The sequence below is a fragment of the Kitasatospora sp. NPDC114501 genome (genome assembly GCF_055633695.1).
Window position 1 is genome coordinate 275,592 of the sequence record NZ_JBVKDS010000012.1, and the last position, 25,405, is coordinate 300,996.

Sequence of the window (25,405 nt, forward strand, 5' to 3'; positions counted from 1 at the left end):
ACCGTCCGATTGTTGCCATCTCGTGTCCGGCTTCCGGGCCGGTACGGACCGGCGAGGAGACCGGCGCCACAGCGTCTGGCACGGGCGGTGGCCGGGAAGGCGGCGGCGACCGGGACGGCGACCGGAGTCGGCCCGGGGAAAGGGCGGCCCGAAAAACGAAATTCCCCGTGGGAGCCTTTCGGCTCCCACGGGGAATTCGGCTGTGTCCGAGGGGGGACTTGAACCCCCACGCCCGATAAAGGGCACTAGCACCTCAAGCTAGCGCGTCTGCCATTCCGCCACCCGGACGGGGTGTGTGCTTCGGGGGTTTTTCCTCGCCCCCTCGGCGACAGAGAGAACATTACCAGGGTTCTGGAGTGCTTCTCACCTGCGCTTCCTCGGGGCCGCGCCACCGGACATCCTGGTCGGGGCGGTCCGCGCCCCCGTGGCCCCCGGTGACCCCCGGGGGCCGTGGCGGCGGGCCCGTACGGCGCCCGCGCCCGCGCCGGCTTCCCTCGCCCGCACCCCTTCCGCACCTCGTCCGCACAGGTTGGTACGGCCTGTGAACGCGCTCGAATCCGGACCGAACCGGTGGCGTCCGCGAAGGAACCGGTCGACTTCCGTGCCTCCCGCGGTCGGTTCCGGCCGGAACCGGTCCGACACGGGCAACTTGTCGACGGTGCCACGGCCGCCACGACGGCTCTCCTAGCCTCTGTGGACCGAGGGCGCCATGAGCGGATCGCCTGATTCCCGGGTCGCGGACGAAGGGCGGCTGGACGTGGAGCAGATCAGCGGAGCGGCGAAGGCCGAACCGAGACGCGGCGGGCGGCAGGGCGGCCCGGGCGGGGCCCCGGCCTCCGGAGGCCCCGCGGAGGGCGTGTGGCGCTTCCCGGTGCCCGCCACCGAGGCCTCGGTTCCGGTCACCAGGCACGCGGTGCGCGACCGCCTGCTCGCCCAGGGGATGACCGGGGTGCGCTACCAGGAGCTGGTGGACGACCTGCTGCTGATCGTCTCGGAGCTGGTGAGCAACGCGGTGACGCACGCCGCCGAGCTGTCGCCCGAGGTGGTCACCGAGCTGTCGGTGCGCCGGTCCTGGGTGCGGGTGTCGGTCGAGGACGGCGACCCGTACCGGCCGAAGGCGCTGGAGAACGACACCGGACGCACCGGCGGGCGCGGCCTGCTGCTGGTGAAGAGCGTCACCCTGCAGGCCGGCGGGGTGTGCGACGTCGAACACACGGGGGAGGGCGGCAAGGTCATCTGGGCCTCGCTGCCCGTCCCCCCGGAGTCCGGCCACTGACCGGCCGGGCCCGGCACCGGAGCGGCCGGACGGTGAACCGACGGCACGGGACGGTGAACCGGCGGAGCCGGACTACCAGTCCCGCCCGGCGATCTCCCGGATGCCCGGCAGCGCGGCCTCGAAGACCGTCTCGAACCAGACCGAGAACGGCCGCTCCGCCCGCAGCTCCCGCAGCTCCTGCGCGGTCACGAAGGCGAAGTCGTCCACCTCCTCAGGGTCCGGCTCGACCGGGGCGGTGACCAGTCCCACGAACAGGTGGTTCCACTCCCGCTCGATCAGTCCGGACGTCTCGTCCGGGAGGTCGTAGCGGACGGTGCCCGCCTCGCAGAGCAGCGCCGGTGCGACGCCCAGTTCCTCGGCGGTGCGCCGGGCGGCGGCGACGAACGGCGGCTCGTCCGGGTACGGGTGGCCGCAGCAGGTGTTCGACCAGACACCGGGGGAGTGGTACTTGCCGAGGGCCCGGCGCTGGAGCAGCAGCCGGCCCTGGCGGTCGAACAGGAAGACCGAGAAGGCCCGGTGCAGCCGGCCCGGCTGCTGGTGGGCCCAGAGCTTCTCGCCGGTGCCGATGGTGACGCCCTCGTCGTCGACCAGTTCCAGCAGGATCTCGGCTCCGGCGGGGGCGGACCCGGTGGCCCGGGGGGCGACCGTGACATCGGTCTCCACGTCGAGACCGGTGTCGATCTCGGCGGCGAAGTGCGTCGGGTCGGTCGGCAGACTCTGGGGCATGGGGCCTCTTTCGGGAACGGGAGCAACGGGAGCATCGGGTGCCTCCGACGCACCGGGTGCAGTGCGGCGGACACGGCGGGGGCACCGGCGCCGGCGTCGGGCTCCAGTCTGCCGTATGGGTGGCACTCGGCAGGGGTCCCACGCACAACCGGGCGGATCATGGCTCGGAGGAGTCGGAAACCGGCCGCAGAAGGGTCCGGGAACCCCTCGAAAGAGTCGCAGAATTCGCAGAACCGTTCGGCGGACGTTCGGGGTCCGTTCGACGCCTCCGGTGCGCCCTCCCGCCGCCGGGCCTGCGGGCGCGTTCTGGCCGGTCGCCCTGGTCGCCTACCATCACATACGACACGGTGCCCGGATCTGTGCCGGCACCGGCGCGCCGCCGCCCGGCCCGGCCGAACACCGGTCCGAGCGAACCAGTGGCGCCGCCGAACCTCCGGCGCGGCCCCGCGCACAGCACGACGGATCAGGAGACCCGCATGATCGGCCTCGTTCTGGCAGCCGGCGCCGGCCGCCGGCTGCGCCCGTACACCGACACCCTGCCCAAGGCGCTGGTGCCGGTCGACGGGGAACGGACCGTCCTGGACCTCACCCTCGGCAACTTCGCCGAGGTCGGACTGCGCGAGGCCGCGATAGTCGTGGGCTACCGCAAGGAGGCGGTGTACGACCGCAAGGACGCCCTGGAGAGCAAGTACGGCGTCAAGCTCCACCTAGTCGAGAACGACAAGGCCGAGGAGTGGAACAACGCCTACTCGCTCTGGTGCGCCCGCGAGCTGTTCGCCGAGGGCCTGCTGCTCGCCAACGGCGACACCGTCCACCCGGCCTCCGTCCAGCGCACCATGCTGGAGGGCAACCAGCGGCTGACCGAGGCCGGCACCGCCCCCGGCATCCTGCTCGCCCTCGACACGGTGAAGAAGCTCGCCGACGAGGAGATGAAGGTCGTCGTCGACCCGGCCACCGGCATGCGCCGCATCACCAAGCTGATGGAGCCGGCCGAGGCGACCGGCGAGTACATCGGGGTCACCGTGATCAACCCGTCCGCCGCGGCCGACCTCACCGACGCGCTGCGCGCCACCTACGAGCGCGACCCGCAGCTGTACTACGAGGACGGCTACCAGGAGATGGTCAACCGCGGCCTGCGGATCGACGTGCAGCCGATCGGCGAGGTCTCCTGGGTCGAGGTCGACAACCACGACGACCTGGCGAAGGCCCGGGAGATCGCGTGCCGGTACTGACCCGACTGGTCCCGTCGCCGCTGTTCGTCGAGATCCGCCCGGGCGCGCTGGACGCGCTCGGCGGCATCCTGGCGGACCAGCGGCTGTCGGCCTCGGGCCGGATCGCCGTCGCGATCAGCAACGGCTCCGGCTCGGCCATGCGCCGCCGCCTGGAGCCGGCCCTGCCCGGCGCCGACTGGTACAACGTGGACGACGGCAGCCTGGACAGCGCCGTGCGGCTGGCCGACGCGATGCGCGGCGGGCACTACGACGCGATCGTCGGCCTCGGCGGCGGCAAGATCATCGACGCGGCCAAGTACGCCGCGGCCCGGGTCGGCCTGCCGCTGGTCGCGGTCGCCACCAACCTGGCCCACGACGGCATCTGCTCGCCGGTCTCCACCCTGGACAACGACGCCGGCCGCGGCTCCTACGGGGTGCCCAGCCCGATCGGCATCGTGGTCGACCTGGACGTGATCCGGCAGGCCCCGCAGCGCTTCGTGGCGGCCGGCGTGGGCGACGTCGTCTCCAACATCTCCGCGTGCGCGGACTGGGAGCTGTCGCACGCGGTGACCGGCGAGCCGGTGGACGGGCTGGCCGTGGCGATGGCCCGCTCGGCGGGCGAGAACCTGCTGCGGCACCCGGGAAGCACACAGGACCAGGACCTCCTGACTGCGCTGGCCGAGGCCCTGGTACTGTCCGGCATCGCGATGAACATCGCGGGCAGCACCCGGCCCTCGTCGGGTGCCTGCCACGAGATCTCGCATGCCCTGGACGTGCTGTACCCCAAGCGGTCCGCCCAGCACGGCGAGCAGGTCGGCCTCGGCGCCGCCTTCGCCAGCTTCCTGCGGGGCGAGCGTGAGCTGACCGGTCTGATCGTGGAGCGCCTGGCGAGCCACGGACTGCCGGTGACCGCGGCTCAGATCGGCTTCACCGAGGCGGAGTTCACCGAAGCGGTGCACTACGCTCCGAACACCCGACCGGGGCGCTTCACCATCCTCGAACACCTCGACCTCTCCCCTTCCGCAATCAGGGACGCGTACGCCGACTATGTCCAAGCCGTCAACAGCTGACCCCTCCACCGCGGGCGCCCAGCGGCCCCCGGTGGACCTGACCCGCCGGCCCTCGATCGAGGAACTGCGCGCGGTGATCCACCCGGAGGGCATGCTCCAGCGCCGCAGCGCCGAGCACTGGGCCGGACGCCTGTACATGCGGAAGATCTCGCTGCGGATCACCCGCGTGCTCTCCACCATGACGGCGATCACGCCCAACGGCCTGACGTACCTGATGATGCTCACCGGCATCCTGGCCGGTGCCGCGCTGGTCGTGCCGGGCATCGCGGGCGCCGTCCTGGGCGCCCTGCTGATCCAGGTCTACCTGCTGCTGGACTGCGTGGACGGCGAGGTGGCCCGCTGGCGCCGGCAGACCTCGCTCACCGGCGTCTACCTGGACCGGGTCGGCCACTACATGTCCGAGGCGGCGCTGCTGACCGGCCTCGGCCTGCGCGCCACCGACCTGCTGCACCGCGAGGGCGGCGGCTCGCACTGGGAGTGGGCCTTCCTCGGCACCCTGGCCGCGCTCGGCGCGATCCTGATCAAGTCCGAGACCGACCTGGTGGACGTGGCCCGGGCCCGCAGCGGCCTGACGGCCGTCGAGGACAGCGCCTCGGTGCCGCGCTCGGCGTCCGTGGCCAAGGCCCGCCGGGCGGCCGCCTTCCTGAAGTTCCACCGGCTGGTCGGCGCGGTCGAGGCCTCGCTGCTGATCCTGGCCGCGGGCGTCGCCGACGCCGTGCACGGCGGACTCCTGTTCACCCGGCTCGCGGTGGTCGTCCTGGCGGCGATCGCGATGCTCCAGACCGTGCTCCACCTGCTGAGCATCGTCCTGTCCAGCAGGCTGCGATGAGTGCGGCGGCGAACGCGGAGGACTTCCGCCTCGGTGCCGTGATCATCACCATGGGCAACCGGCCCGCCGAGCTCAACGCGCTGATCGAGGCCGTCCGCGCCCAGGAGGGCCGGGCGGTCGAGCTGGCCGTGGTCGGCCAGGGCGCGAAGCTGCCCCCGCTGCCGGAGGGCGTGCGCAGCGTCGAGCTGCCGGAGAACCTCGGCATCCCGGGCGGGCGCAACGTCGGCATCGAGCTGTTCGGCCGGGACGGGGCGGAGGTCGACGCCATCCTCTTCCTGGACGACGACGGCAACCTGCCGCGCACCGACTCGGCCCGGCTGCTGCGCGAGGCCTTCACCGCCGACCCGGAGCTGGGCATCGTCTCCTTCCGGATCGCCGACCCGGACACCGGTGTCACCCAGCGCCGGCACGTCCCCCGGCTGCGCGCCAGCGACCCGCTGCGCTCGTCCCGGGTGACCACCTTCCTCGGCGGCGCGAGCGCGGTGCGCTGCAAGGTGTTCGAGCAGGCCGGGCAGCTGCCCGCCGAGTTCTTCTACGCCCACGAGGAGACCGACCTCGCGTGGCGCGCGCTGGACGCCGGCTGGGCCATCGACTACCGGGCGGACGTGGTGCTGCACCACCCCACGACCTCGCCGGCCCGCCATGCGACCTACTTCCACAACGTGGCCCGCAACCGGGTCTGGCTCGCGAGGCGGAACCTTCCGGCCCTGTTGGTGCCTCTCTATCTGGGAACCTGGTTCCTGCTGACCCTGGCCCGCCGCCCCTCCCCGGAGGCGCTGAAGGCCTGGTGGGGCGGATTCCGGGCGGGTTGGCGCGAACCCTGCGGTCCGCGGCGGCCCATGCGGTGGCGTACCGTCTGGCGACTGACCAGGCTGGGCCGACCACCGATCATCTGATCGCATCCGATGGCATCGCATCGGATGACCGATCGCTGCGGCCGGTGCCCACACACCGGCCGGCTCCCCCGAGATCCCAGTGGATCCCCATCGGTGCGCGACCGGCGGACCCCGCCGACCGGCCGCCCCGACCGATCCCGCGTGAAGGACGAATGTGTCGACAGTGAGTGAACCCGTCAGCCTCTCGGCCCCCAGGGGGGCGGACGCGGGCCTGACCCCCAAGCAGCTGGCGGACAAGTACGGTCTGGCGGTGAGCGGTGCCCGTCCCGGCCTGTTCGCCTACTCCAAGCAGCTCTGGGCCCGGCGCCACTTCATCTGGGCCTTCGCCACCGCCCGACTGGTGGCCCAGTACACCAACGCCAAGCTCGGCCAGCTGTGGCAGGTGGTGACCCCGCTGCTCAACTGCGCGGTGTTCTACCTGGTCTTCGGTGTGATCCTGGCGAGCAAGCAGGGCTTCCCGGACCACACGTACATCGCGTGGCTGTGCATCGGCGTCTTCGTCTTCCAGTTCACCCAGAACGCGGTGCAGGCCGGCACCCGGGCGATCTCCGACAACCTCGGGCTGATCCGGGCGCTGCACTTCCCCCGGGCCAGCCTCCCGATCGCCTTCACCGTGATCCAGCTCCAGCAGCTGCTGATCTCGATGGTGGTCCTCGTCATCACCGTGATCGCGGCCGGCATCACCCCGGGCCGGACCTGGCTGCTGATCATCCCGGCGCTGCTGCTGCAGACGCTCTTCAACACCGGCATCTCGCTGGTGATGGCCCGGATCGGTTCCAGGACCAGTGACATCTCCCAGCTGATCCCGTTCGTGATGCGCGCCTGGATGTTCCTGTCCGGCGTGATGTTCAGCATCCAGGACAAGATCTCGCACTGGCCGCAGTTCATCCAGACCCTGATGGCGGCCAACCCGGCGTCGGTCTACATGGACCTGCTGCGGCACGCCTTCGCGCCGGTCATCTACAACCCGCACCAGCCGGTCCACCAGACCCTGCCGTCGCACCTGTGGGAGTACGGCATCGCCTGGGGCGTGGGCATGTTCGTCGTCGGATACGTCTTCTTCTGGAAGGCCGAGGAGGAGTACGGCCGTGGCTGACCTCGAACTGAGCAAGAGCGACCTCGTCCAGGACGCGGACGTGGCCCGCGAGCCCACCGTCGTCGTCGACGACGTGCACATCGTCTACAAGGTGCACGGCGCCGGCTCCGGCAAGGGCAGCGCCACCTCGGCGCTGAGCCGCATCATCAGCCGCAAGCGCGCCGCCGGCGTGCGCGAGGTGCACGCGGTCAAGGGCGTCAGCTTCACCGCGTACAAGGGTGAGGCGATCGGCCTGATCGGCTCCAACGGCTCCGGCAAGTCGACCATGCTGGCCGCCATCGCCGGCCTGCTGCCGACCGAGAAGGGCGGCATCTACACCAACGGCCAGCCCTCGCTGCTGGGCGTCAACGCCGCGCTGATGAACGAGCTCACCGGTGAGCGCAACGTCATCCTCGGCTGCCTGGCGATGGGCATGACCCCGGCCCAGGTGAGGGCGCGCTACCAGGACATCGTCGACTTCTCGGGCATCAACGACAAGGGCGACTTCATCTCCCTGCCGATGCGCACCTACTCCTCCGGCATGGGCGCCCGGCTGCGCTTCTCGATCGCGGCCGCGAAGACCCACGACGTGCTGCTGATCGACGAGGCCCTCGCCACCGGCGACCAGGCCTTCCAGCAGCGCAGCAAGCGCCGGATCGACGAGCTGCGCAAGTCCGCCGGCACGGTCTTCCTGGTCAGCCACGACAACAACTCGATCCGCGAGGTCTGCGAGCGGACCATATGGATCGAGGCCGGCGAGCTGGTCATGGACGGCCCCACCGAGGAGGTCGTGAGCCGCTACGAGCGCGGCGAGCGACCGTAGCCTCCGTCACACTCACGAGGGGCCGGTCCCGGAGCTTCCGGGGCCGGCCCCTGGTCCTTCCCGCGGCCCGGGATCCCGGGCCGGCGCCCGCCCGGCCCGCCGCCGCGGGGGTGAGCGCCCGGTGTCCCGGGCGGGGCGCTCTTCTCCGGCGGGCCCGGGCGTGTCAGCCTGGTGGTCCCGGGGGCGGTGTGCCGTGCGTGACGCCCGCGCTCGGACGCGTGTCCGAGGCCGGCCGGTCGTGCCAAGCGGTGTAGAACGGGGGAGTGACAGCAGTGTCGGCTTCGGCCCAGCCCAGAGATACGCCGGTGAACAGTTCCGCAGGACAGACGCTGGACAAGGCGGGCGCGGAGAACTTCCCCGTCGCCCCGTTCTTCCTGCCCGCGGCCTGGCGCGACGACCTGATGGCGGTGTACGGCTTCGCCCGCCTGGTCGACGACACCGGCGACGGCGACCTGGCCGACCCGGCCGCCACCGCCCGCCTGCTCGGGGTCGAGCAGGCGCCCCCCGCCACCCCGACGGACCGGTCCGGCCCGCCGACCGCCGAGGAGACCGCCTTCCGGCTCGTCCTGCTCGACGCACTGGAGCGGGACCTCGACCGGGTCTTCGAGACCGCCCTGCGCGCCGCCGGCGGGTCCGGCGCCGGCGCCGACCGCCCCCGCCACCCGCTGATGGGCGCGCTCGTCCCGCTGGTCGACCGCCGCGGCCTGACGCCCGAGCCGTTCCGCCGTCTGATCGAGGCCAACCGGGTGGACCAGACCACCGCCCGCTACGCCACCTTCGACGACCTGGTCGGCTACTGCACCCTCTCCGCCGACCCGGTCGGCCGGCTGGTGCTGGCCATCGCGGGCGTCTCCACCCCCGAGCGGATCGAGCTCTCGGACGCCGTCTGCACCGGCCTCCAGGTGGTCGAACACCTCCAGGACGTGGCCGAGGACCTGGCCCACGGCCGGATCTACCTGCCCGCCGAGGACATGGCCCGCTTCGGCGTCACCGAGGCCGACCTGGCCGCCCCCTGCGCCGACGGCGCCGTCCGCGAGCTGATCGCCTTCGAGGTCGAGCGGGCCCGCACCCTGCTCGATCGCGGCGCACCATTGGTAGGTACGGTTCGGGGGAGGCTTCGACTGCTCCTGGCGGGATTCACCGCAGGCGGCTACGCGGCCCTGGCGGCCGTCGAGGACGCCGGGTACGACGTGCTCGCCCGGCAGGCGAAGCCGGACAAGCGCCGCCTCGCAGCGAAGGCGGCGGCCATCTTCGCGAAGGGAAGGTGAACGCCCGAGTGGCGGCATCACCACTGGCGTCGGCCCAGGTCATGGCGGCGTACCGGTACTGCGAGGCAGTCACCGGACTGCAGGCGCGCAACTTCAGCTACGGCATCCGCCTGCTGCCCGAACCCAAGCGGCTGGCCATGTCGGCCCTGTACGCCCTGGCCCGCCGGGTGGACGACATCGGCGACGGCGACCTCCCGGACGACCGCAAGGCCGAGGCGCTGCTGCGCACCCGGGAACTGGTGGACGAGGTCCGCTCCGGGGTGGTCGCCGAGGACGACACCGACCCGATCAAGGTCGCCCTGGCCGACGCGGCCCGCCGCTTCCCGATCCCGCTCGGCGGCTTCGACGAGCTGATCGACGGCGTCGAGATGGACCTCAAGGGCGCCGAGTACCAGACCTACGAGGAACTGAAGGTCTACTGCCGCTGCGTGGCCGGCGCGATCGGCCGGCTCTCGCTGGGCGTCTACGGCTGCGACGACCCGGAGCTCGGGGCGCGCCACGCGGACACCCTGGGCCTGGCGCTGCAGCTCACCAACATCCTGCGCGACCTGCGCGAGGACGCCCTGACCGGCCGCACCTACCTGCCCGCCGAGGACCTGGTCCGGTTCGGCTGCGAGCAGGGCTTCGCCCTGTCCGCGCCGCCGGTCGGCGCGGACTTCACCGGCCTGGTGGCCTTCGAGGCCGCCCGCGCCCAGGCCGCCTTCGAGGAGGGCCTGCGGCTGCTGCCGATGCTCGACCGCCGCAGCCGCGCCTGCACCGCCGCGATGGCCGGGATCTACCACCGGCTGCTCGGCCGGATCGCCGCCGACCCGGAGTCGGTGCTGCGCGGCCGGGTCTCGCTGCCGGGCTGGGAGAAGGCGTACGTGGCGCTTTCCGGGCTCGCCGGGGGGCGTTCTTGATTCTCGCGACAGTTCTGTCACGCTGTGTCAGCGCGGAATCACGTGCGGATGGTTCCGTGTCGACCGAACGAGTTCCGGCTTCCGCGACCGCCTGCGGGCGGTCCACCGACTGCGAGGGGAAGGGCCGATGACCGGGCGAGCCGATGCCGCGCGCCCGGCCGCCGTCGTGGTCGGCGGCGGCCTGGCCGGGATCACCGCCGCACTGCGCCTCGCCGAGGCGGGCCACCGGGTCACCCTCGCCGAGGGACGGCCCCGGCTCGGCGGCCTGGCCTTCTCCTTCCAGCGCGGCGAGCTGACCGTCGACAACGGCCAGCACGTCTACCTGCGCTGCTGCACCGCCTACCGCGGCCTGCTGGAGCGCCTCGGCGCCACCCGGCTGGTCCACCTCCAGGACCGCCTCGACATCCCGGTGCTCTCCGTCACCGGGCCCGAGGCCGCCCCGGTGCGCACCCTCGGCCGACTGCGCCGGGCCGGCCTGCCCGTCCCGCTGCACCTGGCCGGCAGCCTGGCCCGCTACCCGCACCTGTCCGCGGCCGACCGCGCCCGGGTGGTCCGCGGCGCGCTCGCCCTGCGGGGCCTGGACCTCGCCGACCCGGCGCTGGACCGGATCTCCTTCGGCGAGTGGCTGCACCGCAACGGGCAGAACGCCGCCACCCGGGCCGCCCTGTGGGACCTGGTCGGCGTCGCCACCCTGAACGGCCGGGCCGACCAGGTGTCGATGGCGCTCGCCGGGATGGTGTTCAAGACCGGCCTGCTCTCCGACCCGGGCGCCTCGGACATCGGCATCTCCGCCGTCCCGCTCGGCACGATCCACCACGACCGGGCGATGGCCGAGCTGGAGCGGGCCGGCGTCCGGGTGCTGCTGCGGGCCCGGGTGGCCGAGCTGAAGCCGGCCGCGCCGCAGCACGCCGTCCGGCTGGAGGGCGGCCAACCGGGGAACGGGGAGTTGCTCACCGCCGACACCGTCGTACTGGCCGGCGCCCAGGACAGCGCGGCCGCGCTGCTGCCGCCGAACGCGGTCCCCGGGCAGGAGCGGCTGGCCGGCTTCGGCACCGCGCCGATCCTCAACGTCCACGTGATCTACGACCGCAAGGTGCTGCGCCGGCCGTTCTTCGCCGCGCTCGGCTCCCCGGTCCAGTGGGTCTTCGACCGCACCGCGCACTCCGGCCTGGCCGCCACCCCGATGGGCCGGTCCCACCCGCGCGCCCAGTACCTGGCGCTGTCGCAGTCCGCCGCGCAGGACGAGATCGACCTGCCGGTCGCCGAGCTGCGCGGCCGCTACCTGCCCGAACTGGGCCGGCTGCTGCCGGCCGCGGCCCGGGCCGCGGTGCTGGACTTCTTCGTCACCCGGGAGCGCACCGCGACCTTCGACCCGGCCCCGGGCAACGGGGCGCTGCGCCCGTCGGCCCGCACCGACGTCCCCGGCCTGCTGCTGGCCGGCTCGTGGACCGCCACCGGCTGGCCCGCGACCATGGAGGGGGCCGTGCGCAGCGGCCACGCCGCGGCCGACGCCGCGCTCGCCGCGGCCGGCACCCGGGTGCCGGTGGACCGCGGCGACGGGAGGTGGCCCAGGTGACGGCGGGCCCCGCCGCCGGAGAGCCCGCCAGAGCCGACGGGCGTACCGTCGAGCGCACCGGCGCAACCACCGCGAGCGGCCCGGTCGGCCGCACCGGCACCGGCACCATCGGCACTGGATTCGACACCAGCCGCACCGACATCACCCGGCCGCCCCGTGCGGTCCGGCACCACGAGGGAGAGGGAACGCACGTGGAGTCACGCACCGGCTTCGCCGTCGGAGGCACGGCGCACGCCGAACCGGTCTCGGTGCCGGAGCTGCTCGCCCGCAGCCGTACGCTCTGCACCCCGCCACTACGGGCCGCCGTCGCCCGTTTGGCCGCACCCATGGACACCGTCGCCGCCTACCACTTCGGCTGGATCGACCGGGACGGCACCCCGGTGGCGGGGGACGGCGGCAAGGCCGTGCGCCCGGCGCTGGCACTGCTGTCCGCCCAGGCCACCGGCGCGGCGGCCGAGGCGGGGGTGCCCGGCGGGGTCGCGGTTGAACTGGTGCACAACTTCTCCCTCCTCCATGATGATCTGATGGACGGTGACGAGACCCGACGGCACCGGGCCACCGCCTGGACGGTCTTCGGGCCGGCCCAGGCGATCCTGGTCGGCGACGCCCTGGCGACGCTCGGCACGGAGGTACTGCTCGACGCCGCGGTGACCGGCGGCGCGAGCGCCACCGACGCGGCGCGTGCCGTCCGGCTGCTCACCACGGCGACCCGCCGGCTGATCGACGGCCAGGCCATGGACGTCGCCTTCGAACAGCGCGACAGCGTCACGGTCGCGGAGTGCCTGGAGATGGAGGGCGGCAAGACCGCGGCCCTGCTGGCCGCCGCCTCGGCGATCGGCGCCGTCCTGGCCGGCGCCGACGACAAGGTCTCCGGCGCGCTCGAGCGCTACGGCTACCACCTGGGCCTGGCCTTCCAGGCGGTGGACGACCTGCTCGGCATCTGGGGTGCCACCGAGGTCACCGGCAAGCCGCACTGGGGTGACCTGCGCCAGCGCAAGAAGTCCCTGCCGGTGGCCGCCGCACTGGCCGAGGGCGGAGCGGCCTCGCGCCGGCTCGCCGGGCAGCTGGCCGACCCGAAGGGACGCGGGGAGGAGAGCGAGCCCGAGCTCGCCGCCCGCGCCGCGCTGATCGAGGAGGCCGGCGGCCGCGCCTGGACCCAGGAGGAGGCCCGCCGCCAGCACACGACTGCCCTCGCCGCCCTGGACGAGGTGCCCATGACCGACGAGGTGCGCGAGCACTTCGTCGCACTCGCCGAATTCGTGGTGGTACGAGAGAGGTGACGTTACGTTGACAGCAACCGCGGACGGCCGGCTCGACCCTGAGTACGATCCCGAGCCGGTCGCGGTGGGCGACCGCCCCCCGGCCCTGCTGGGCCCGGGGCGGTGGCAGCCCGAGGACACCGACCAGCTCCGGCCGGCCGGTGGGACGGACCTCCGACCGGCCGACGCGCGGGAGGCCCTGGCCCGCGCCACCACCCACCTGCTCTCCCTGCAGTCGTCCGAGGGGTGGTGGAAGGGCGACCTGGAGACCAACGTCACCATGGACGCCGAGGACCTACTGCTCCGCCAGTTCCTCGGGATCCGCACCGAGGAGCAGACCCGCGCCACCGCCGAGTGGATCCGCTCCCAGCAGCGCGAGGACGGCACGTGGTCCACCTTCCACGGCGGGCCGCCCGAACTCTCCACCACCGTGGAGGCGTACGTCGCGCTCAAGCTGGCCGGCGACGACCCGGACGCCCCGCACATGCTGGCCGCCGCGCGCTACGTCCGCTCCGCCGGGGGCATCGCGGCCGCCCGGGTGTTCACCCGGATCTGGCTCGCCCTGTTCGGCTGGTGGCCCTGGGAACGGCTGCCGGAGATGCCGCCCGAGATCATCTTCCTGCCCAAGTGGCTGCCGTTGAACATCTACGCCTTCGGCTGCTGGGCCCGCCAGACCATCGTTCCGCTGACCGTCGTCTCCTCGCACCGCCCGGTCCGCCCGGCCCCCTTCGCGCTCACCGAGCTGCACACCGACCCGGACGACCCGTACCCCCGCCGCCCGCTCGCCCCCGCCACCACCTGGGACGGCCTCTTCGAACGCCTGGACAAGGCGCTGCACGCCTACCACCGCCGGGCCTTCCGCCCGCTGCGCCGGCTGGCCGTCTCGCAGGCCTGCCGCTGGATCGTCGAACGGCAGGAGGCCGACGGCTGCTGGGGCGGCATCCAGCCACCGGCCGTCTACTCGCTGATCGCCCTGCACCTGGAGGGCTACGAGCTGGAGCACCCGGTGATGAAGGCCGGGCTCTCCTCCTTCGACCGGTTCACCGTGCACACCGAGGACGGCAAGCGCTGGCTGGAGGCCTGCCAGTCCCCGGTCTGGGACACCTGTCTGGCCACCATCGCGCTGGTCGACGCCGGGGTGCCGGCCGACCACCCGGCGCTGGTCTCCGCCGTCGACTGGATGCTCGGCGAGGAGATCCGCAAGCCCGGCGACTGGGCCGTCCAGCGGCCCGGGCTCGCCCCCGGCGGCTGGGCCTTCGAGTTCGAGAACGACACCTACCCGGACATCGACGACACCGCCGAGGTGGTGCTCGCACTGCGCCGGGTCGCCCACCCCGACCCGGCCAAGGTCGACGCGGCGGTGGAACGGGGCGTGCTGTGGAACCTCGGCATGCAGTCCAAGAACGGCGCCTGGGCCGCCTTCGACGTGGACAACACCAGCACGCTGCCCAACAAGCTGCCGTTCTGCGACTTCGGCGAGGTGGTCGACCCGCCGTCCGCCGACGTCACCGCGCACGTGGTGGAGATGCTCGCCGAGACCGGCCGCTCCCGCGACCCCAGGACCAGGCGCGGCATCGAGTGGCTGCTGCGCAACCAGGAGGCGGACGGCTCCTGGTTCGGCCGCTGGGGCACCAACTACATCTACGGCACCGGTTCGGTGCTGCCCGCGCTGGTGGCGGCCGGAGTCCCGGACGAGCACCCGGCGATCCGCCGGGCGGTGCGCTGGCTGGAGGACCGGCAGAACGCCGACGGCGGCTGGGGCGAGGACATGCGCTCCTACGAGGACCCGGCGCGCTGGGCCGGGCGCGGCGACTCCACCGCCTCGCAGACCGCGTGGGCGCTGATGGCGCTGCTCGCGGCCGGCGAGGGGCCGCAGGGCCGCGCCAACCCGGCCGTCGAGCGCGGCGCGGAGTGGCTGGTGCGCACCCAGCTGCCCGAGGGCACCTGGGACGAGCCGCAGTTCACCGGCACCGGCTTCCCGTGGGACTTCTCCATCAACTACCACCTCTACCGGCTGGTCTTCCCCGTCACCGCGCTCGGCCGCTACCTCAACGGCGCCCCGGGCACGATCCGGGCCGACGGCACCCCGGCGATCGGGGCGTCGCGGTGACCACCGCACCCCTGCTGGTGCTCTGCGCCCTGGGCCCCGAGGTCTGGGCCCTGCGCGGCGGTGACTGGCGCGGCGCCGCCGGAGGGTCCCCGGTGCTGGTGCGCACCGGGGTCGGCCGACGGCGCGCCGGGCTGGCCGTCCGGCGGCTGCTCGGCTCCGCCCCCACCGGCTACGGCGCCGTGGTGGTGGCCGGCTTCGGCGCCGCGCTCGGCCCGGGCGTGCTGCCCGGCGACGTGGTCGCCGCCGACGGCGTGCGCGACGCCGAGGGCCACCTGTACCCGCTCGACTCCGGGGCGGAACTCGCCCGGGCGCTGAAGGAGCGCGGCCTGACCGTGCACACCGGGGTGCACCACACCGCCGACCACGTGGTGCGCGGCATCGAACGGCGGGCGCTGCACGTCCAGGGCGCGCTCGCCGTCGACATGGAGGCCGCCGCCGTCCTGGCCGCGCTGCGCGAGACGCGGCCCGCGCTGCCGGCGGCCGTCCTGCGGGTGGTGGTGGACACGCCCGAGCACGAGCTGCTGCGGTTCGGCACCCTCCCGGCCGGGGTGCGCGCCTGGCGGACCCTGCGGGCGACGGTACCCGCCCTGCTCGACTGGTACCGGCAGGAGCGCGCGCCCGGCTCCGCAGACCTGAACCACCCCACATCCTCGACGCTCCCCCAGGAGGCGAGCTAGCCATGGCCATGCCGTTGCGCCAGACCGTGCGGGTCGGCACCTACCTCATGCAGCAGAAGCTGCTCAAGCGCCGGGACAAGTTCCCACTGATCGTGGAACTGGAACCACTCTTCGCCTGCAACCTCGCCTGTGAGGGCTGCGGCAAGATCCAGCACCCGGCGGGCGTCCTGAAGCAGCGGATGCCCGTCGCCCAGGCGGTCGGCGCGGTCCTGGAGTCGGGTGCCCCGATGGTCTCGATCGCCGGCGGCGAGCCGCTGATGCACCCGCAGATCGACGAGATCGTCCGGCAGCTGGTCGAGCGCCGCAAGTACGTCTTCCTCTGCACCAACGCGCTGCTGCTGCGCAAGAAGATGGACAAGTTCAGGCCCTCGCCGTACTTCACCTTCGCCGTGCACATCGACGGCATGCGCGAGCGGCACGACGAGTCGGTGGCCAAGGAGGGCACCTTCGACGAGGCGGTGGCCGCGATCAAGGAGGCCAAGCGGCGCGGCTTCCGGGTCACCACCAACAGCACCTTCTTCAACACCGACACCCCGCAGACCGTCATCGAGGTGCTGGACTACCTCAACGACGAGCTCAAGGTGGACGAGATGATGATCTCGCCCGCCTACGCCTACGAGAAGGCCCCCGACCAGGAGCACTTCCTCGGCGTCGAGCAGACCAGGGAGCTCTTCCGCAAGGCCTTCGCCGGCGGCAACCGCCGGCGCTGGCGGCTCAACCACAGCCCGCTCTTCCTGGACTTCCTGGAGGGCAAGGCCGACTTCGAGTGCACCCCATGGGGCATCCCCAACTACTCGCTGTTCGGCTGGCAGCGGCCCTGCTACCTGATGGCCGACGGCTACGTGCCGACCTACCGCGAGCTGGTCGAGAAGACCGACTGGAGCAAGTACGGCCGCGGCCGGGACCCACGCTGCGAGAACTGCATGGCGCACTGCGGCTACGAGCCGACCGCCGTCCTCGCGACGATGGGCTCGCTCCAGCAGTCGCTGCGCGCCATCACCGAGACCGTCAACGGCAACAAGGGCCGCTGACACGGGAGTCGACCTCCGGGTCGGCACCCCGGCCCGGGCCCCGCGCCCGGGCCGGCTCCGCCCTCGGTTCCAGGCCGGGCCCCGTGTCCGGCCGGGGCGGAGGCACCACCGCACCGCTCCGAGTCGTGAGGTGTACCCATGTCACTGCTCTCCCGCGTCACGTCCCCGGCCGAGCTGCGCAAGCTCCCGGCGGTCGAACTCCCTCTGCTCGCCGACGAGATCCGCGACTTCCTGATCGACGCCGTCACCCGCACCGGCGGCCACCTCGGACCCAACCTCGGCGTGGTGGAACTGACCATCGCGCTGCACCGGGTCTTCGACTCGCCGTACGACCGGATCGTCTTCGACACCGGTCACCAGAGCTACGTCCACAAACTGCTCACCGGCCGCCAGGACTTCAGCCGGCTGCGGATGCGCGGCGGCCTCTCCGGGTACCCCTCGCGCGGTGAGTCCGAGCACGACCTCGTCGAGAACTCGCACGCCTCCACCGCGCTGTCCTACGCCGACGGCCTGGCCAAGGCGGCCCGGCTGCTCGGCCAGCACGACCGGCACACCGTCGCGGTGATCGGCGACGGCGCGCTCACCGGCGGGCTCGCCTGGGAGGCGCTCAACAACATCGCCGAGGCACGCGACCGGCCGCTGGTCATCGTCGTCAACGACAACGAGCGCTCCTACGCCAGGACCATCGGCGGCCTCGCCAACCACCTGGCCACCCTGCGCACCACCCAGGGCTACGAGCGCTTCCTCGCCCTCGGCAAGGAGGCCCTCCAGCGCACCCCGCTGGTCGGCCAGCCGATCTTCGACGCGCTGCACGGCGCCAAGAAGGGGTTCAAGGACGCCTTCGCCCCGCAGGGCATGTTCGAGGACCTCGGCCTCAAGTACCTCGGGCCGATCGACGGCCACGACCTGGGCGCGGTCGAACAGGCGCTGCGCCAGGCCCGCAACTTCGGCGGTCCGGTGATCGTGCACTGCCTGACCGTCAAGGGGCGCGGCTACCGGCCGGCCGAGCAGGACGAGGCCGACCGCTTCCACGCCGTCAACCCGATCGACCCGTACACCTGCCTGCCGGTCTCGCCCAGCGGCGGCGTGTCCTGGACCTCGGTGTTCGGGGACGAGCTGGTCACCCTCGGGGCCGAACGGCCGGACCTGGTGGCGATCACCGCCGCCATGCTCCAGCCGGTGGGCCTGGCCCCGTTCGCCAAGGCCTATCCGGAGCGGACCTTCGACGTCGGGATCGCCGAGCAGCACGCCGTCACCAGCGCGGCGGGGCTGGCCACCGGCGGGCTGCACCCGGTGGTGGCGGTGTACGCGACCTTCCTCAACCGGGCCTTCGACCAGGTCCTGATGGACGTCGCCCTGCACCGGCTGGGCGTCACCTTCGTGCTCGACCGCGCCGGGGTGACCGGGCCGGACGGCGCCTCGCACAACGGCATGTGGGACATGTCGATCCTCCAGGTCGTCCCCGGGCTGCGGCTCGCCGCGCCGCGCGACGCCGAACAACTGCGCGCCCAGCTGCGCGAGGCCGTCGAGGTCGGGGACGCCCCGACCGTCGTGCGCTTCCCGAAGGGCAACGTCGGGCCCGCGGTGCCGGCCGTCGAGCGGATCGGCGGGGTGGACGTGCTGCTGCGCACCGGGCGGGCGCCGGAGATCCTGCTGGTCGCGGTAGGCACCACCGCGTCCGCCTGCCTGGACGCGGCCCGGCTGCTGCTCGCCGAGGGCTTCACCGCGACCGTGGTCGACCCGCGCTGGGTCAAGCCGGTCGACCCGGCGCTGTCCGAACTGGCCGCCGCCCACCGGATGGTGGTCACCGTCGAGGACAACGGCCGTACCGGGGGCGTGGGTTGGGCCGTCGCCCAGGCGCTGCGCGACGCCGACGTGGAGGTGCCGGTGCGGGTGCTCGGCCTGCCCCAGGAGTTCCTCGGCCACGCCTCGCGCGGGGAGATCCTGGAGGAGGCCGGGCTGACCGGGACCGGCGTGGCCGCCCAGACCGCCGTCTTCGCCAAGAACCTGCTACCGACCCGAGGAGCGAACCCGCGCCATGCCGGCTGAACCAGACCGCCCCGCCTTCGACCTCGCCGCACTGATCGCCGAACGAGGCGGCGAGCGTTACGAGTTGCACAGCCGCTACCTCAACCCGCAGCTGCCGCGGATGCTGCACACCATCGGCTTCGACAAATACTACGAGCGGGCTCGGGGCCAGTACTTCTACGACGCCGAGGGCAACGAGTACCTCGACATGCTGGCCGGCTTCGGCATCTTCGCGCTCGGCCGCCACCATCCGGTGGTTCGCTCGGCGATCCGGCAGGTGATGGACCTCGACCTGCCGGACCTGGTCCGCTTCGACTGCTCGCCGCTGCCCGGGCTGCTGGCCGAGCGGTTGCTGTCCCACGCGCCAGGACTGGACCGGGTGTTCTTCGGCAACAGCGGCACCGAGGCGGTGGAGACCGCGCTGAAGTTCGCCCGGTACGCCACCGGACGCCGACGGATCCTCTACGCCGACCACGCCTTCCACGGGCTGACCACCGGCTCCCTCTCCGTCAACGGGGAGAGCGGATTCCGCAAGGGCTTCGACCCGCTGCTGCCGGACACCGCCATCCCGCTCGGCGATCTCGGCGCGCTGGCCAAGGAGTTGAAGCGCGGCGACGTCGCGGCGCTGATCGTCGAGCCGATCCAGGGCAAGGGCGTCCAGGCGCCGCCGCCCGGCTGGCTGCGGGCCGCCCAGGCGCTGCTGCACGAGCACCGGGCGCTGCTGATCTGCGACGAGGTGCAGACCGGCGTCGGCCGCACCGGCGAGTTCTTCGCCTACCAGCACGAGGACGGGGTGCTGCCCGACCTGGTCTGCGCGGCGAAGGCGCTGTCCGGCGGGTACGTGCCGGTCGGGGCGACGCTCGGCAAGAGCTGGATCTTCGAGAAGGTGTACTCCTCGATGGACCGGGTGCTGGTGCACTCGGCCAGCTTCGGGTCCAACGCCCAGGCCATGGCGGCGGGCCTGGCGACCCTGGAGGTGATGCGCGACGAGCAGGTGGTGGAGAACGCCCGCAAGGTGGGCGACCACTTCCGCGAGCGGCTGGCCGCCCTGGTCGACAGGTACGAGCTGCTCGCCGAGGTGCGCGGGCGCGGGCTGATGATCGGGATCGAGTTCGGCCGGCCCAAGTCGCTCAAGCTGCGCACCGGTTGGACCGCGCTCCAGGCGGCGCGCAAGGGGCTGTTCGCGCAGATGGTGGTCGTGCCGCTGTTGCAGCGGCACCGCATCCTGACCCAGGTGTCCGGGGACCACCTGGAAGTGATCAAGCTGATCCCGCCGCTGATCATCACCGAGCGCGATGTGGACCGGTTCGTGGACGCCTTCACCGAGATCATGGACGAGGCGCACCGGGGGAGCGGACTGATGTGGGACTTCGGGCGGACGCTGGTCAAGCAGGCGGTCGGCGGCCGCTGAGGCCGGGGCCGTGAGCGGCGCGGAGTGGGAAGTCGGCCCGGCCGACTTCCCACTCCGTGGGAGACACCGCCTCAGAGCTCGGTCCGGCGACGCCGGACCACCACCACGAGGTCGACGGCGGCGAACAGGGTGAGCAGGCCGCAGGCCACGGCGAAGCCGGTGAGGGTGCCCCGGCCGGGTGCGCCGTAGACGGGGGAGACGGCCGCCCAGACGGCGAAGCCCACCGTCGCCAGCGCGAACAGCGGAGTGAAGGTGAGCGACAGCAGGTAGCGGAGCTTGAGGGCGCTGCGGGCGGTGGCCGGCTCGGTGCCGCTGCGCCACCGCCGCGGTGTGGTGGTGGGCATGCCGTTCACCTCCGGACCGCGCGGGTCGGGCTACGATTCCAGCGTACGTCCGAGGAGGCGAGCCGGGGAGGCACGATGTCGGGTTCGGACGAGGTGGGGGCGGGTTCGGGTGCGGCGGGCCAGGACGGCGAGGGGTACGCGGGGCTGCGGATCGAGCGGGCCCGGGAGCTGGCCCGGCGGCACGGCTGGGTGACCGTCCGGGTGCTGGAGCCGGGGGACCTGATGACCATGGAGTACCGGCAGGGGCGGCTCAACCTCGCGGTGCGCGACGGTGTGGTCGAGCGCAGCTGGGAGGGGTAGGTCCGGCGGCCCGGTGCGGCTCGGGCGTGACGGGCTCGGGTCCGACGGGATCGGGCTCGTGGGTCCGGGCCGGGGGACTCGGGCTCGTTGCGGCCGGGGTTCAGCAGGGCAGGTGCCGGCGGGCGAAGCGCCGGTGGAGTCGCTGTTCGGCGGTGGCGATCAGGGGTTCCAGCAGCGGCAGGCAGAGCAGGACGAGGAGTCCGGCGGCCCAGCCGGCCAGGACGTCGGTGACCCAGTGGGTGCCCAGGTAGACCGTGGTCAGGCCGATCGAGCAGGCGGTGGCGGCGGCGATCAGCGCGCCGGTGCGCCGCCAGCGGACGGCGAGGTAGGCGAGCACGCCCCAGGTGACCACCGCGTTGGCGGTGTGGCCGGAGGGGAAGATGGTGCCGCCGGAGAAGAGCTCGGGTGAGCCGACGTACTGGGCGTAGTGCGGGCCGAGCCGGCCGGTGACGATCTTGACCGTGCCGACGGTGACGTTGAGCAACAGCAGCGCGATGCCCATGACCAGCAGCGGACGCACCCGGCCGAGGCGGTGGGCCCGCCAGCCGAGCCAGAGGAAGGCGGCGATCGCGGAGGGACCGCGCTGGCCGGCGACCACCCAGGTGTCGAGCAGCGGCTCCAGCCGGGGCCACCGCTCGTAGGGGCGCAGCAGCCGGACCGACCAGTCGAGGTCGACCAGCGCGGTGTTGAGCAGGACCCCGGCCAGTACCAGCAGGTAGCCGGCGAGGGTGACGGCGAGCAGGGCGGCCTGTCGTCGGCCCATCGGCGGCCAGCCGGGCTCGCGGGGCTCGCGGACGATCGGGGTGAGGGCGTGCCCGGAGGCGGCGGCGCGTTCCCGGCGGCCGGTGTCGGCGGTGCGGCGCTCCGGCCCCTGGCGCGGAAAGGGAGCGGGGGTACTTCTGGATTGCACGGAGTGACCTTACCCAGCCGGACAGGGCTATTCCGGTGGTAATTGTCATTTTCCCGTGAAATCGACAATTGGGTCGATGAGGGGCGGTCCGTGGGGTGATTTCGGCGATTCCGGGATCGAAAGCCAGTGTGGCCGTCGAATGATTCTGCAAAAGGCTCGGTAAAGCAAACGGAGTGGGAGGCCGGTGCTCCCGGCTTCCCACTCCGTGGTAACCCTGTGTAGGTTCGGTGCTCAGTCGAGGGGGCCGCCCGCGACGTAGATCACCTGGCCGGAGACGAAGCCGGCGCCCTCGCTCGCGAGGAAGGAGATGGTGTGGGCGACGTCCTCGGGCTGACCGACCCGCTGGACCGGGATCTGAGAGGCCGCGGCCCGCTTGAAGTCTTCGAAGTCCATGCCCACCCGGGCGGCGGTGGAGGCTGTCATGTCCGTGGCGATAAAGCCGGGGGCGACCGCGTTGGCCGTGATGCCGAACTTGCCCAGCTCGATGGCCAAAGTCTTGGTGAAGCCCTGGAGTCCGGCCTTGGCGGTCGAGTAGTTGGCCTGGCCGCGGTTGCCCTGGGCCGAGGACGAGGACAGGTTGACGATGCGGCCGAAGCCGGCGTCGACCATGTGCTTCTGTACGGCGCGGGTCATCAGGAAGGCGCCGCGGAGGTGAACGTTCATGACCGTGTCCCAGTCGGACTCGGACATCTTGAAGAGCAGGTTGTCGCGGAGTACGCCCGCGTTGTTCACCAGGACCACCGGGGCGCCGAGCTCGGCGGCCACCCGGTCGACGGCGGCCCGGACCTGCTCGGCGTCCGAGACGTCGGCGCCGACGGCCAGTGCCGTGCCGCCGGCGGCGGTGATCCGGTCGACCGTCTCCTTGCCGGCCGCCTCGTCCAGGTCAAGGACGGCGACCGCGTAGCCGTCGGCGGCCAGCCGGACGGCGGTGGCGGCGCCCAGGCCGCGGGCGGCACCGGTGACGACGGCGACCCGGGGGGCGGTGCTCTGCTCGGTCATGCGCGCTCTCGTCTCTCTCTGGGTTGCCTCCCGGGGAGAGCCCCCGGCGAGGGTGGCCACACCCTACCGGCGGGTAGGGAGGGCGGCCAGGGTGGTGAGACACCAGGTGACGGTGGGTAAGGACCGACCGGTCGGCTTTCTGCTGAGAACGCGTTACTGCAAGTGCTTCGCAGCGCGTAAATATGCCAATGTTGCCGAACCTGCGTCTACTATCCGCCCCTGCCTGCCAGCAAGGGCCCGCCGTTTGTATAGTGTCCGCCAGCAGCCACCGGCTGCACGGCTGGAGCGCCCTCCCTCATAGCTGGACGCCCACTCGCCGTTACTGCCCCACCCGGGTGTCCCACACACACCGGGTGTGACATCGGGACGGATACATGGTGCTGGGGGAGATCCCGACAACCCGCGTGTCTGCGCGACTGCAGCAGTCGCCCGGACACCTCATTCGCGTGGCACAGCAGGTCCACACCCGCTTGTGGTCCGAACACGTCGGAGCCGATCTCACGGCTCCGCAGTTCGCCGTGCTGTTGGTCCTGGCCCTTGAACCGGGTGCGGACCAGCGGACTGTCGGCGAGCGGGCCTCGCTCGACAAGGCCACGATGGCGGAGATGGTCGCGCGGCTGGTCCGCCGCGGCCTGGTGCTGCGCAGGCGCGACCCGGCCGACGGCCGGCGCAAGCTGCTGGCGCTCTCGCAGAGCGGTGCCCAGGCGGTGCGCGAGGCCACCGGCGGTGTGGTCCGCGTGCAGCGCGTCCTGTTCGAGCCGCTCTCGGCGGAGGAACAGGTCGAGATCGTCCGGGTGATGGCCAAGATAGCCAGGCTGGAGCCCGCGGCGGTCGCCGTCATCGCCGACGCGCGGCCGATACTGGACGCCCAGCGGGCGATCGGCTACCTGATCAGGGTGAGCCAGCAGGTGCACACCAAGCTCTGGTCGGAGCACGTGGGCGCCGAGCTGACGGCTCCGCAGTACGCGGTGCTGGACGCGCTGGAGCTGGAACCGGGCGCCGACCAGCGCACGGTCGGCGAGCTGGCCTCGCTGGACAAGGCCACGATGGCCGAGATGGTCAGCCGGCTGGTGCGCCGCGGTCTGGTGCAGCGCCGGCGCGACCCCTCGGACGGACGGCGCAACCTGCTCTCGCTCTCACCGGCGGGACAGGACCTGCTGCACCGCTCGGCCGCTGGGGTGGCCGAGGTCCAGCGGCTGCTGCTGGCCCCGCTGGACGAGAGCGAGCACGAGGCCGGACTCGCCCTCATCGCGAAGGCGGCCAGACTCTAGGTCAATTCTTCGCCGCAGTAGCCAAAACGATTCGCCAAAACGCTGAGGGTCCCTGGCCATGGGCTTTGGCGGATCAGGGTATGCCGAAGGCCGCCCGCTCCCCTGGGGTGCGGGCGGTCTTCGTGTGACCGGCCGTCAGGCGGTTCGGGGGTTCGGGGGCCGAGCCCCCGAACCGGGCCTCAGTTCCAGTCGAACTCCTGCGGGTCCGGGCCGATCCGCTTGCCGGTGGCCACGGCGGCGATCGCCGCGAGGTCCTCGGCGTCCAGCTCGAAGCCGGCGACGTCCAGGTTCTCGCGGATCCGGGACGGGGTGACCGACTTCGGGATCGCGATCACGCCGTTCTGGAGGTGCCAGCGCAGCACCACCTGGGCGACCGTGCGGCCGTGCTTCTCGGCGATCTTCACCAGCGCGGGCTCGGCGAGCAGTTCCTTGCCCTGGCCCAGCGGGCTCCACGCCTCGGTGGCGATGCCCTGCTCGGCGTGGAAGGCGCGCAGCTCCGTCTGGGGGAAGTACGGGTGCAGCTCGACCTGGTTCAGGACCGGGGCGACGGAGGCCTCGTCCAGTAGGCGGGTCAGCTGCTCGGTGCCGAAGTTGGAGACGCCGATCGACTTGACCCGGCCGTCCGCCTTCAGCTGCTCGAAGGCCTTCCAGATGTTCAGGTAGCTGTCGCCGTGCATCGGGCGCGGCCAGTGGATCAGGTACAGGTCGAGCTGGTCGAGGCCGAGCTTGGCCAGCGAGGCGTCGAACTCGCGCAGCACCGCGTCGCGGCCCTGCGCGCCGGACCAGTCGCGGGTGCCCGAGTTCCACAGCTTGGTGGTGACGTAGAGGTCCGCACGGGCCACGCCGCCGGCCAGCGCCTCGGCGATCGCCGCACCGGTGCCGGCCTCGTTCTCGTAGACGGCCGCGGTGTCGATGGAGCGGTAGCCCGCCTCGATCGCGGCGCGGACGGCCGGGGTGGCCTCGGCGTCCGGGACCTGCCATACGCCGAAGCCGAGCTGCGGGATCTGCGCGCCGTCGTTGAGGGTGACGGTGGGGATGGTGCTCACGGGAAGGGGTGCCCTCCTGATTGTCCTGTGGTTCCAGTGGGGGCAACTGGTGTCCCGGTGTGATTGTTCCCGCCGAACGGGCGAATCCTGGGTGAAGCTTTGCGGGGGTTTGCCCGGTCGGCGGCGGCCGGCGGGCCGGCGGGCCGGAGACCGCCCTGGTGAGGGACGTGCGGCGGGATGTGCGCGGAGCGTGGGGGTCCGGTACGCAGGGGGCGTGCGGATCCGGCGTGCGGGGGGCGTACGGGGGCGTGCGGATCCGGCGGACCGGTCGCGGGGCGGGCCGCGGCGAAAAACCTGTTGCGTGGATCACGTGGAGGTTGGCAGGCTCGCGGCCATGACCTCCTGACTCCCGGGCCATTCGTGCCCGTCC

At 72.7% G+C, this 25,405-nt stretch carries 23 protein-coding genes and 1 tRNA gene; 18 read left to right on the forward strand and 6 right to left on the reverse strand.

Features of this window, described 5'->3' with window-relative positions; all coding sequences use genetic code 11:
• Positions 1 to 203: 203 nt before the first annotated feature.
• Positions 204 to 288, reverse strand: a tRNA-Leu gene (locus tag ACZ7RU_RS23635).
• A 421-nt stretch (positions 289 to 709) separates the two neighbouring features.
• Here ACZ7RU_RS23635 and ACZ7RU_RS23640 point away from each other — a divergent pair.
• On the forward strand, positions 710 to 1,276 hold the full coding sequence (locus tag ACZ7RU_RS23640) for an ATP-binding protein (RefSeq protein ID WP_470342920.1): 567 nt from the start codon (positions 710 to 712) through the stop codon (positions 1,274 to 1,276).
• Positions 1,277 to 1,348: 72 nt separating this feature from the next.
• Here the strand turns inward: ACZ7RU_RS23640 and idi are convergent, their stop codons facing one another.
• The gene (gene idi / locus ACZ7RU_RS23645; RefSeq protein ID WP_470342921.1) at positions 1,349 to 2,002 is read right to left on the reverse strand and encodes an isopentenyl-diphosphate Delta-isomerase; all 654 of its coding nucleotides are present in this window, start codon (positions 2,000 to 2,002) and stop codon (positions 1,349 to 1,351) included.
• Between the two features lie 476 nt (positions 2,003 to 2,478).
• On the opposite strand from idi, the gene ACZ7RU_RS23650 reads away from it, so the two are divergent.
• The 15 genes from ACZ7RU_RS23650 to ACZ7RU_RS23720 all read left to right on the forward strand — a co-directional run bounded on the left by ACZ7RU_RS23650 (position 2,479) and on the right by ACZ7RU_RS23720 (position 20,165).
• Positions 2,479 to 3,234 carry a phosphocholine cytidylyltransferase family protein gene (locus ACZ7RU_RS23650; RefSeq protein ID WP_470342922.1) on the forward strand — a complete coding sequence of 252 codons (756 nt, stop codon included), beginning with the start codon at positions 2,479 to 2,481 and terminating at the stop codon, positions 3,232 to 3,234.
• Positions 3,222 to 4,283, forward strand: a complete 1,062-nt coding sequence (locus tag ACZ7RU_RS23655) for an iron-containing alcohol dehydrogenase family protein (protein ID WP_470342923.1) — start codon at positions 3,222 to 3,224, stop codon at positions 4,281 to 4,283. Before ACZ7RU_RS23650 ends, ACZ7RU_RS23655 begins: the two co-directional genes overlap by 13 nt.
• Positions 4,284 to 4,374: 91 nt before the next feature.
• The gene (locus tag ACZ7RU_RS23660) at positions 4,375 to 5,112 is read left to right on the forward strand and encodes a CDP-alcohol phosphatidyltransferase family protein (RefSeq protein ID WP_470342978.1); all 738 of its coding nucleotides are present in this window, start codon (positions 4,375 to 4,377) and stop codon (positions 5,110 to 5,112) included.
• The gene (locus ACZ7RU_RS23665; protein ID WP_470342924.1) at positions 5,109 to 6,008 is read left to right on the forward strand and encodes a glycosyltransferase family 2 protein; all 900 of its coding nucleotides are present in this window, start codon (positions 5,109 to 5,111) and stop codon (positions 6,006 to 6,008) included. The genes ACZ7RU_RS23660 and ACZ7RU_RS23665 overlap by 4 nt, the downstream gene beginning before the upstream one ends.
• A gap of 154 nt (positions 6,009 to 6,162) precedes the next feature.
• The gene (locus tag ACZ7RU_RS23670) at positions 6,163 to 7,104 is read left to right on the forward strand and encodes an ABC transporter permease (protein ID WP_470342925.1); all 942 of its coding nucleotides are present in this window, start codon (positions 6,163 to 6,165) and stop codon (positions 7,102 to 7,104) included.
• On the forward strand, positions 7,097 to 7,906 hold the full coding sequence (locus tag ACZ7RU_RS23675) for an ABC transporter ATP-binding protein (RefSeq protein WP_470342926.1): 810 nt from the start codon (positions 7,097 to 7,099) through the stop codon (positions 7,904 to 7,906). The genes ACZ7RU_RS23670 and ACZ7RU_RS23675 overlap by 8 nt, the downstream gene beginning before the upstream one ends.
• Positions 7,907 to 8,211: 305 nt before the next feature.
• Complete coding sequence (gene hpnC / locus ACZ7RU_RS23680; protein ID WP_470342927.1) at positions 8,212 to 9,174, forward strand: squalene synthase HpnC; 963 nt, start codon at positions 8,212 to 8,214, stop codon at positions 9,172 to 9,174.
• Positions 9,175 to 9,215: 41 nt separating this feature from the next.
• Positions 9,216 to 10,073: a presqualene diphosphate synthase HpnD gene (gene hpnD / locus ACZ7RU_RS23685; protein WP_470342979.1), complete on the forward strand. Its 858-nt coding sequence runs from the start codon at positions 9,216 to 9,218 to the stop codon at positions 10,071 to 10,073.
• Between the two features lie 127 nt (positions 10,074 to 10,200).
• On the forward strand, positions 10,201 to 11,649 hold the full coding sequence (gene hpnE / locus ACZ7RU_RS23690) for a hydroxysqualene dehydroxylase HpnE (protein ID WP_470342928.1): 1,449 nt from the start codon (positions 10,201 to 10,203) through the stop codon (positions 11,647 to 11,649).
• Positions 11,650 to 11,840: 191 nt separating this feature from the next.
• Positions 11,841 to 12,929: a polyprenyl synthetase family protein gene (locus ACZ7RU_RS23695; protein ID WP_470342980.1), complete on the forward strand. Its 1,089-nt coding sequence runs from the start codon at positions 11,841 to 11,843 to the stop codon at positions 12,927 to 12,929.
• Positions 12,930 to 12,993: 64 nt separating this feature from the next.
• A complete protein-coding gene (gene shc / locus ACZ7RU_RS23700) occupies positions 12,994 to 15,018 on the forward strand; it encodes a squalene--hopene cyclase (RefSeq protein WP_470342981.1) in 2,025 nt (674 codons plus the stop codon).
• Entirely contained in the window at positions 15,015 to 15,695 is a 681-nt protein-coding gene (locus ACZ7RU_RS23705) for a 5'-methylthioadenosine/S-adenosylhomocysteine nucleosidase family protein (RefSeq protein ID WP_470342929.1), read from the forward strand. The genes shc and ACZ7RU_RS23705 overlap by 4 nt, the downstream gene beginning before the upstream one ends.
• A 2-nt stretch (positions 15,696 to 15,697) precedes the next feature.
• A complete protein-coding gene (gene hpnH, locus ACZ7RU_RS23710) occupies positions 15,698 to 16,726 on the forward strand; it encodes an adenosyl-hopene transferase HpnH (protein ID WP_387756659.1) in 1,029 nt (342 codons plus the stop codon).
• Between the two features lie 138 nt (positions 16,727 to 16,864).
• Positions 16,865 to 18,775 carry a 1-deoxy-D-xylulose-5-phosphate synthase gene (dxs, locus tag ACZ7RU_RS23715; RefSeq protein ID WP_470342930.1) on the forward strand — a complete coding sequence of 637 codons (1,911 nt, stop codon included), beginning with the start codon at positions 16,865 to 16,867 and terminating at the stop codon, positions 18,773 to 18,775.
• A complete protein-coding gene (locus tag ACZ7RU_RS23720; RefSeq protein WP_470342931.1) occupies positions 18,765 to 20,165 on the forward strand; it encodes an aspartate aminotransferase family protein in 1,401 nt (466 codons plus the stop codon). Before dxs ends, ACZ7RU_RS23720 begins: the two co-directional genes overlap by 11 nt.
• Before the next feature lie 71 nt (positions 20,166 to 20,236).
• Here ACZ7RU_RS23720 and ACZ7RU_RS23725 read toward each other — a convergent pair whose 3' ends face one another.
• A complete protein-coding gene (locus ACZ7RU_RS23725; protein ID WP_470342932.1) occupies positions 20,237 to 20,509 on the reverse strand; it encodes a DUF6343 family protein in 273 nt (90 codons plus the stop codon).
• A gap of 75 nt (positions 20,510 to 20,584) precedes the next feature.
• Between ACZ7RU_RS23725 and ACZ7RU_RS23730 the strand changes: the two genes are divergently transcribed.
• Complete coding sequence (locus ACZ7RU_RS23730; protein ID WP_470342933.1) at positions 20,585 to 20,809, forward strand: I78 family peptidase inhibitor; 225 nt, start codon at positions 20,585 to 20,587, stop codon at positions 20,807 to 20,809.
• A 100-nt stretch (positions 20,810 to 20,909) separates the two neighbouring features.
• On the opposite strand, the gene ACZ7RU_RS23735 is transcribed toward ACZ7RU_RS23730, so the two are convergent.
• Positions 20,910 to 21,719, reverse strand: a complete 810-nt coding sequence (locus ACZ7RU_RS23735; protein ID WP_470342934.1) for a phosphatase PAP2 family protein — start codon at positions 21,717 to 21,719, stop codon at positions 20,910 to 20,912.
• A gap of 231 nt (positions 21,720 to 21,950) precedes the next feature.
• Positions 21,951 to 22,718 carry a 3-oxoacyl-ACP reductase FabG gene (fabG, locus tag ACZ7RU_RS23740; protein WP_470342935.1) on the reverse strand — a complete coding sequence of 256 codons (768 nt, stop codon included), beginning with the start codon at positions 22,716 to 22,718 and terminating at the stop codon, positions 21,951 to 21,953.
• Between the two features lie 446 nt (positions 22,719 to 23,164).
• On the opposite strand from fabG, the gene ACZ7RU_RS23745 reads away from it, so the two are divergent.
• Positions 23,165 to 23,989 (forward strand): MarR family winged helix-turn-helix transcriptional regulator, encoded by an 825-nt coding sequence (locus ACZ7RU_RS23745; protein ID WP_470342936.1) that lies wholly within the window; start codon positions 23,165 to 23,167, stop codon positions 23,987 to 23,989.
• Between the two features lie 179 nt (positions 23,990 to 24,168).
• On the opposite strand, the gene ACZ7RU_RS23750 is transcribed toward ACZ7RU_RS23745, so the two are convergent.
• Positions 24,169 to 25,035: an aldo/keto reductase gene (locus tag ACZ7RU_RS23750; RefSeq protein WP_470342937.1), complete on the reverse strand. Its 867-nt coding sequence runs from the start codon at positions 25,033 to 25,035 to the stop codon at positions 24,169 to 24,171.
• Positions 25,036 to 25,405: the final 370 nt, after the last annotated feature.

What these genes read in the sequence shown, in the direction of transcription:
- hpnH (WP_387756659.1), top strand. Translation starts at nt 15,698, where the DNA reads ATGGCCATGCCGTTGCGCCAGACCGTGCGGGTCGGCACCTACCTCATG.
- hpnE (WP_470342928.1), top strand. Translation starts at nt 10,201, where the DNA reads ATGACCGGGCGAGCCGATGCCGCGCGCCCGGCCGCCGTCGTGGTCGGC.
- ACZ7RU_RS23730 (WP_470342933.1), top strand. Translation starts at nt 20,585, where the DNA reads ATGTCGGGTTCGGACGAGGTGGGGGCGGGTTCGGGTGCGGCGGGCCAG.
- idi (WP_470342921.1), bottom strand. Translation starts at nt 2,002, where the DNA reads ATGCCCCAGAGTCTGCCGACCGACCCGACGCACTTCGCCGCCGAGATC.
- fabG (WP_470342935.1), bottom strand. Translation starts at nt 22,718, where the DNA reads ATGACCGAGCAGAGCACCGCCCCCCGGGTCGCCGTCGTCACCGGTGCC.
- hpnD (WP_470342979.1), top strand. Translation starts at nt 9,216, where the DNA reads ATGGCGGCGTACCGGTACTGCGAGGCAGTCACCGGACTGCAGGCGCGC.
- ACZ7RU_RS23665 (WP_470342924.1), top strand. Translation starts at nt 5,109, where the DNA reads ATGAGTGCGGCGGCGAACGCGGAGGACTTCCGCCTCGGTGCCGTGATC.
- ACZ7RU_RS23640 (WP_470342920.1), top strand. Translation starts at nt 710, where the DNA reads ATGAGCGGATCGCCTGATTCCCGGGTCGCGGACGAAGGGCGGCTGGAC.
- ACZ7RU_RS23650 (WP_470342922.1), top strand. Translation starts at nt 2,479, where the DNA reads ATGATCGGCCTCGTTCTGGCAGCCGGCGCCGGCCGCCGGCTGCGCCCG.
- dxs (WP_470342930.1), top strand. Translation starts at nt 16,865, where the DNA reads ATGTCACTGCTCTCCCGCGTCACGTCCCCGGCCGAGCTGCGCAAGCTC.
- ACZ7RU_RS23720 (WP_470342931.1), top strand. Translation starts at nt 18,765, where the DNA reads ATGCCGGCTGAACCAGACCGCCCCGCCTTCGACCTCGCCGCACTGATC.
- ACZ7RU_RS23660 (WP_470342978.1), top strand. Translation starts at nt 4,375, where the DNA reads ATGCTCCAGCGCCGCAGCGCCGAGCACTGGGCCGGACGCCTGTACATG.
- ACZ7RU_RS23725 (WP_470342932.1), bottom strand. Translation starts at nt 20,509, where the DNA reads ATGCCCACCACCACACCGCGGCGGTGGCGCAGCGGCACCGAGCCGGCC.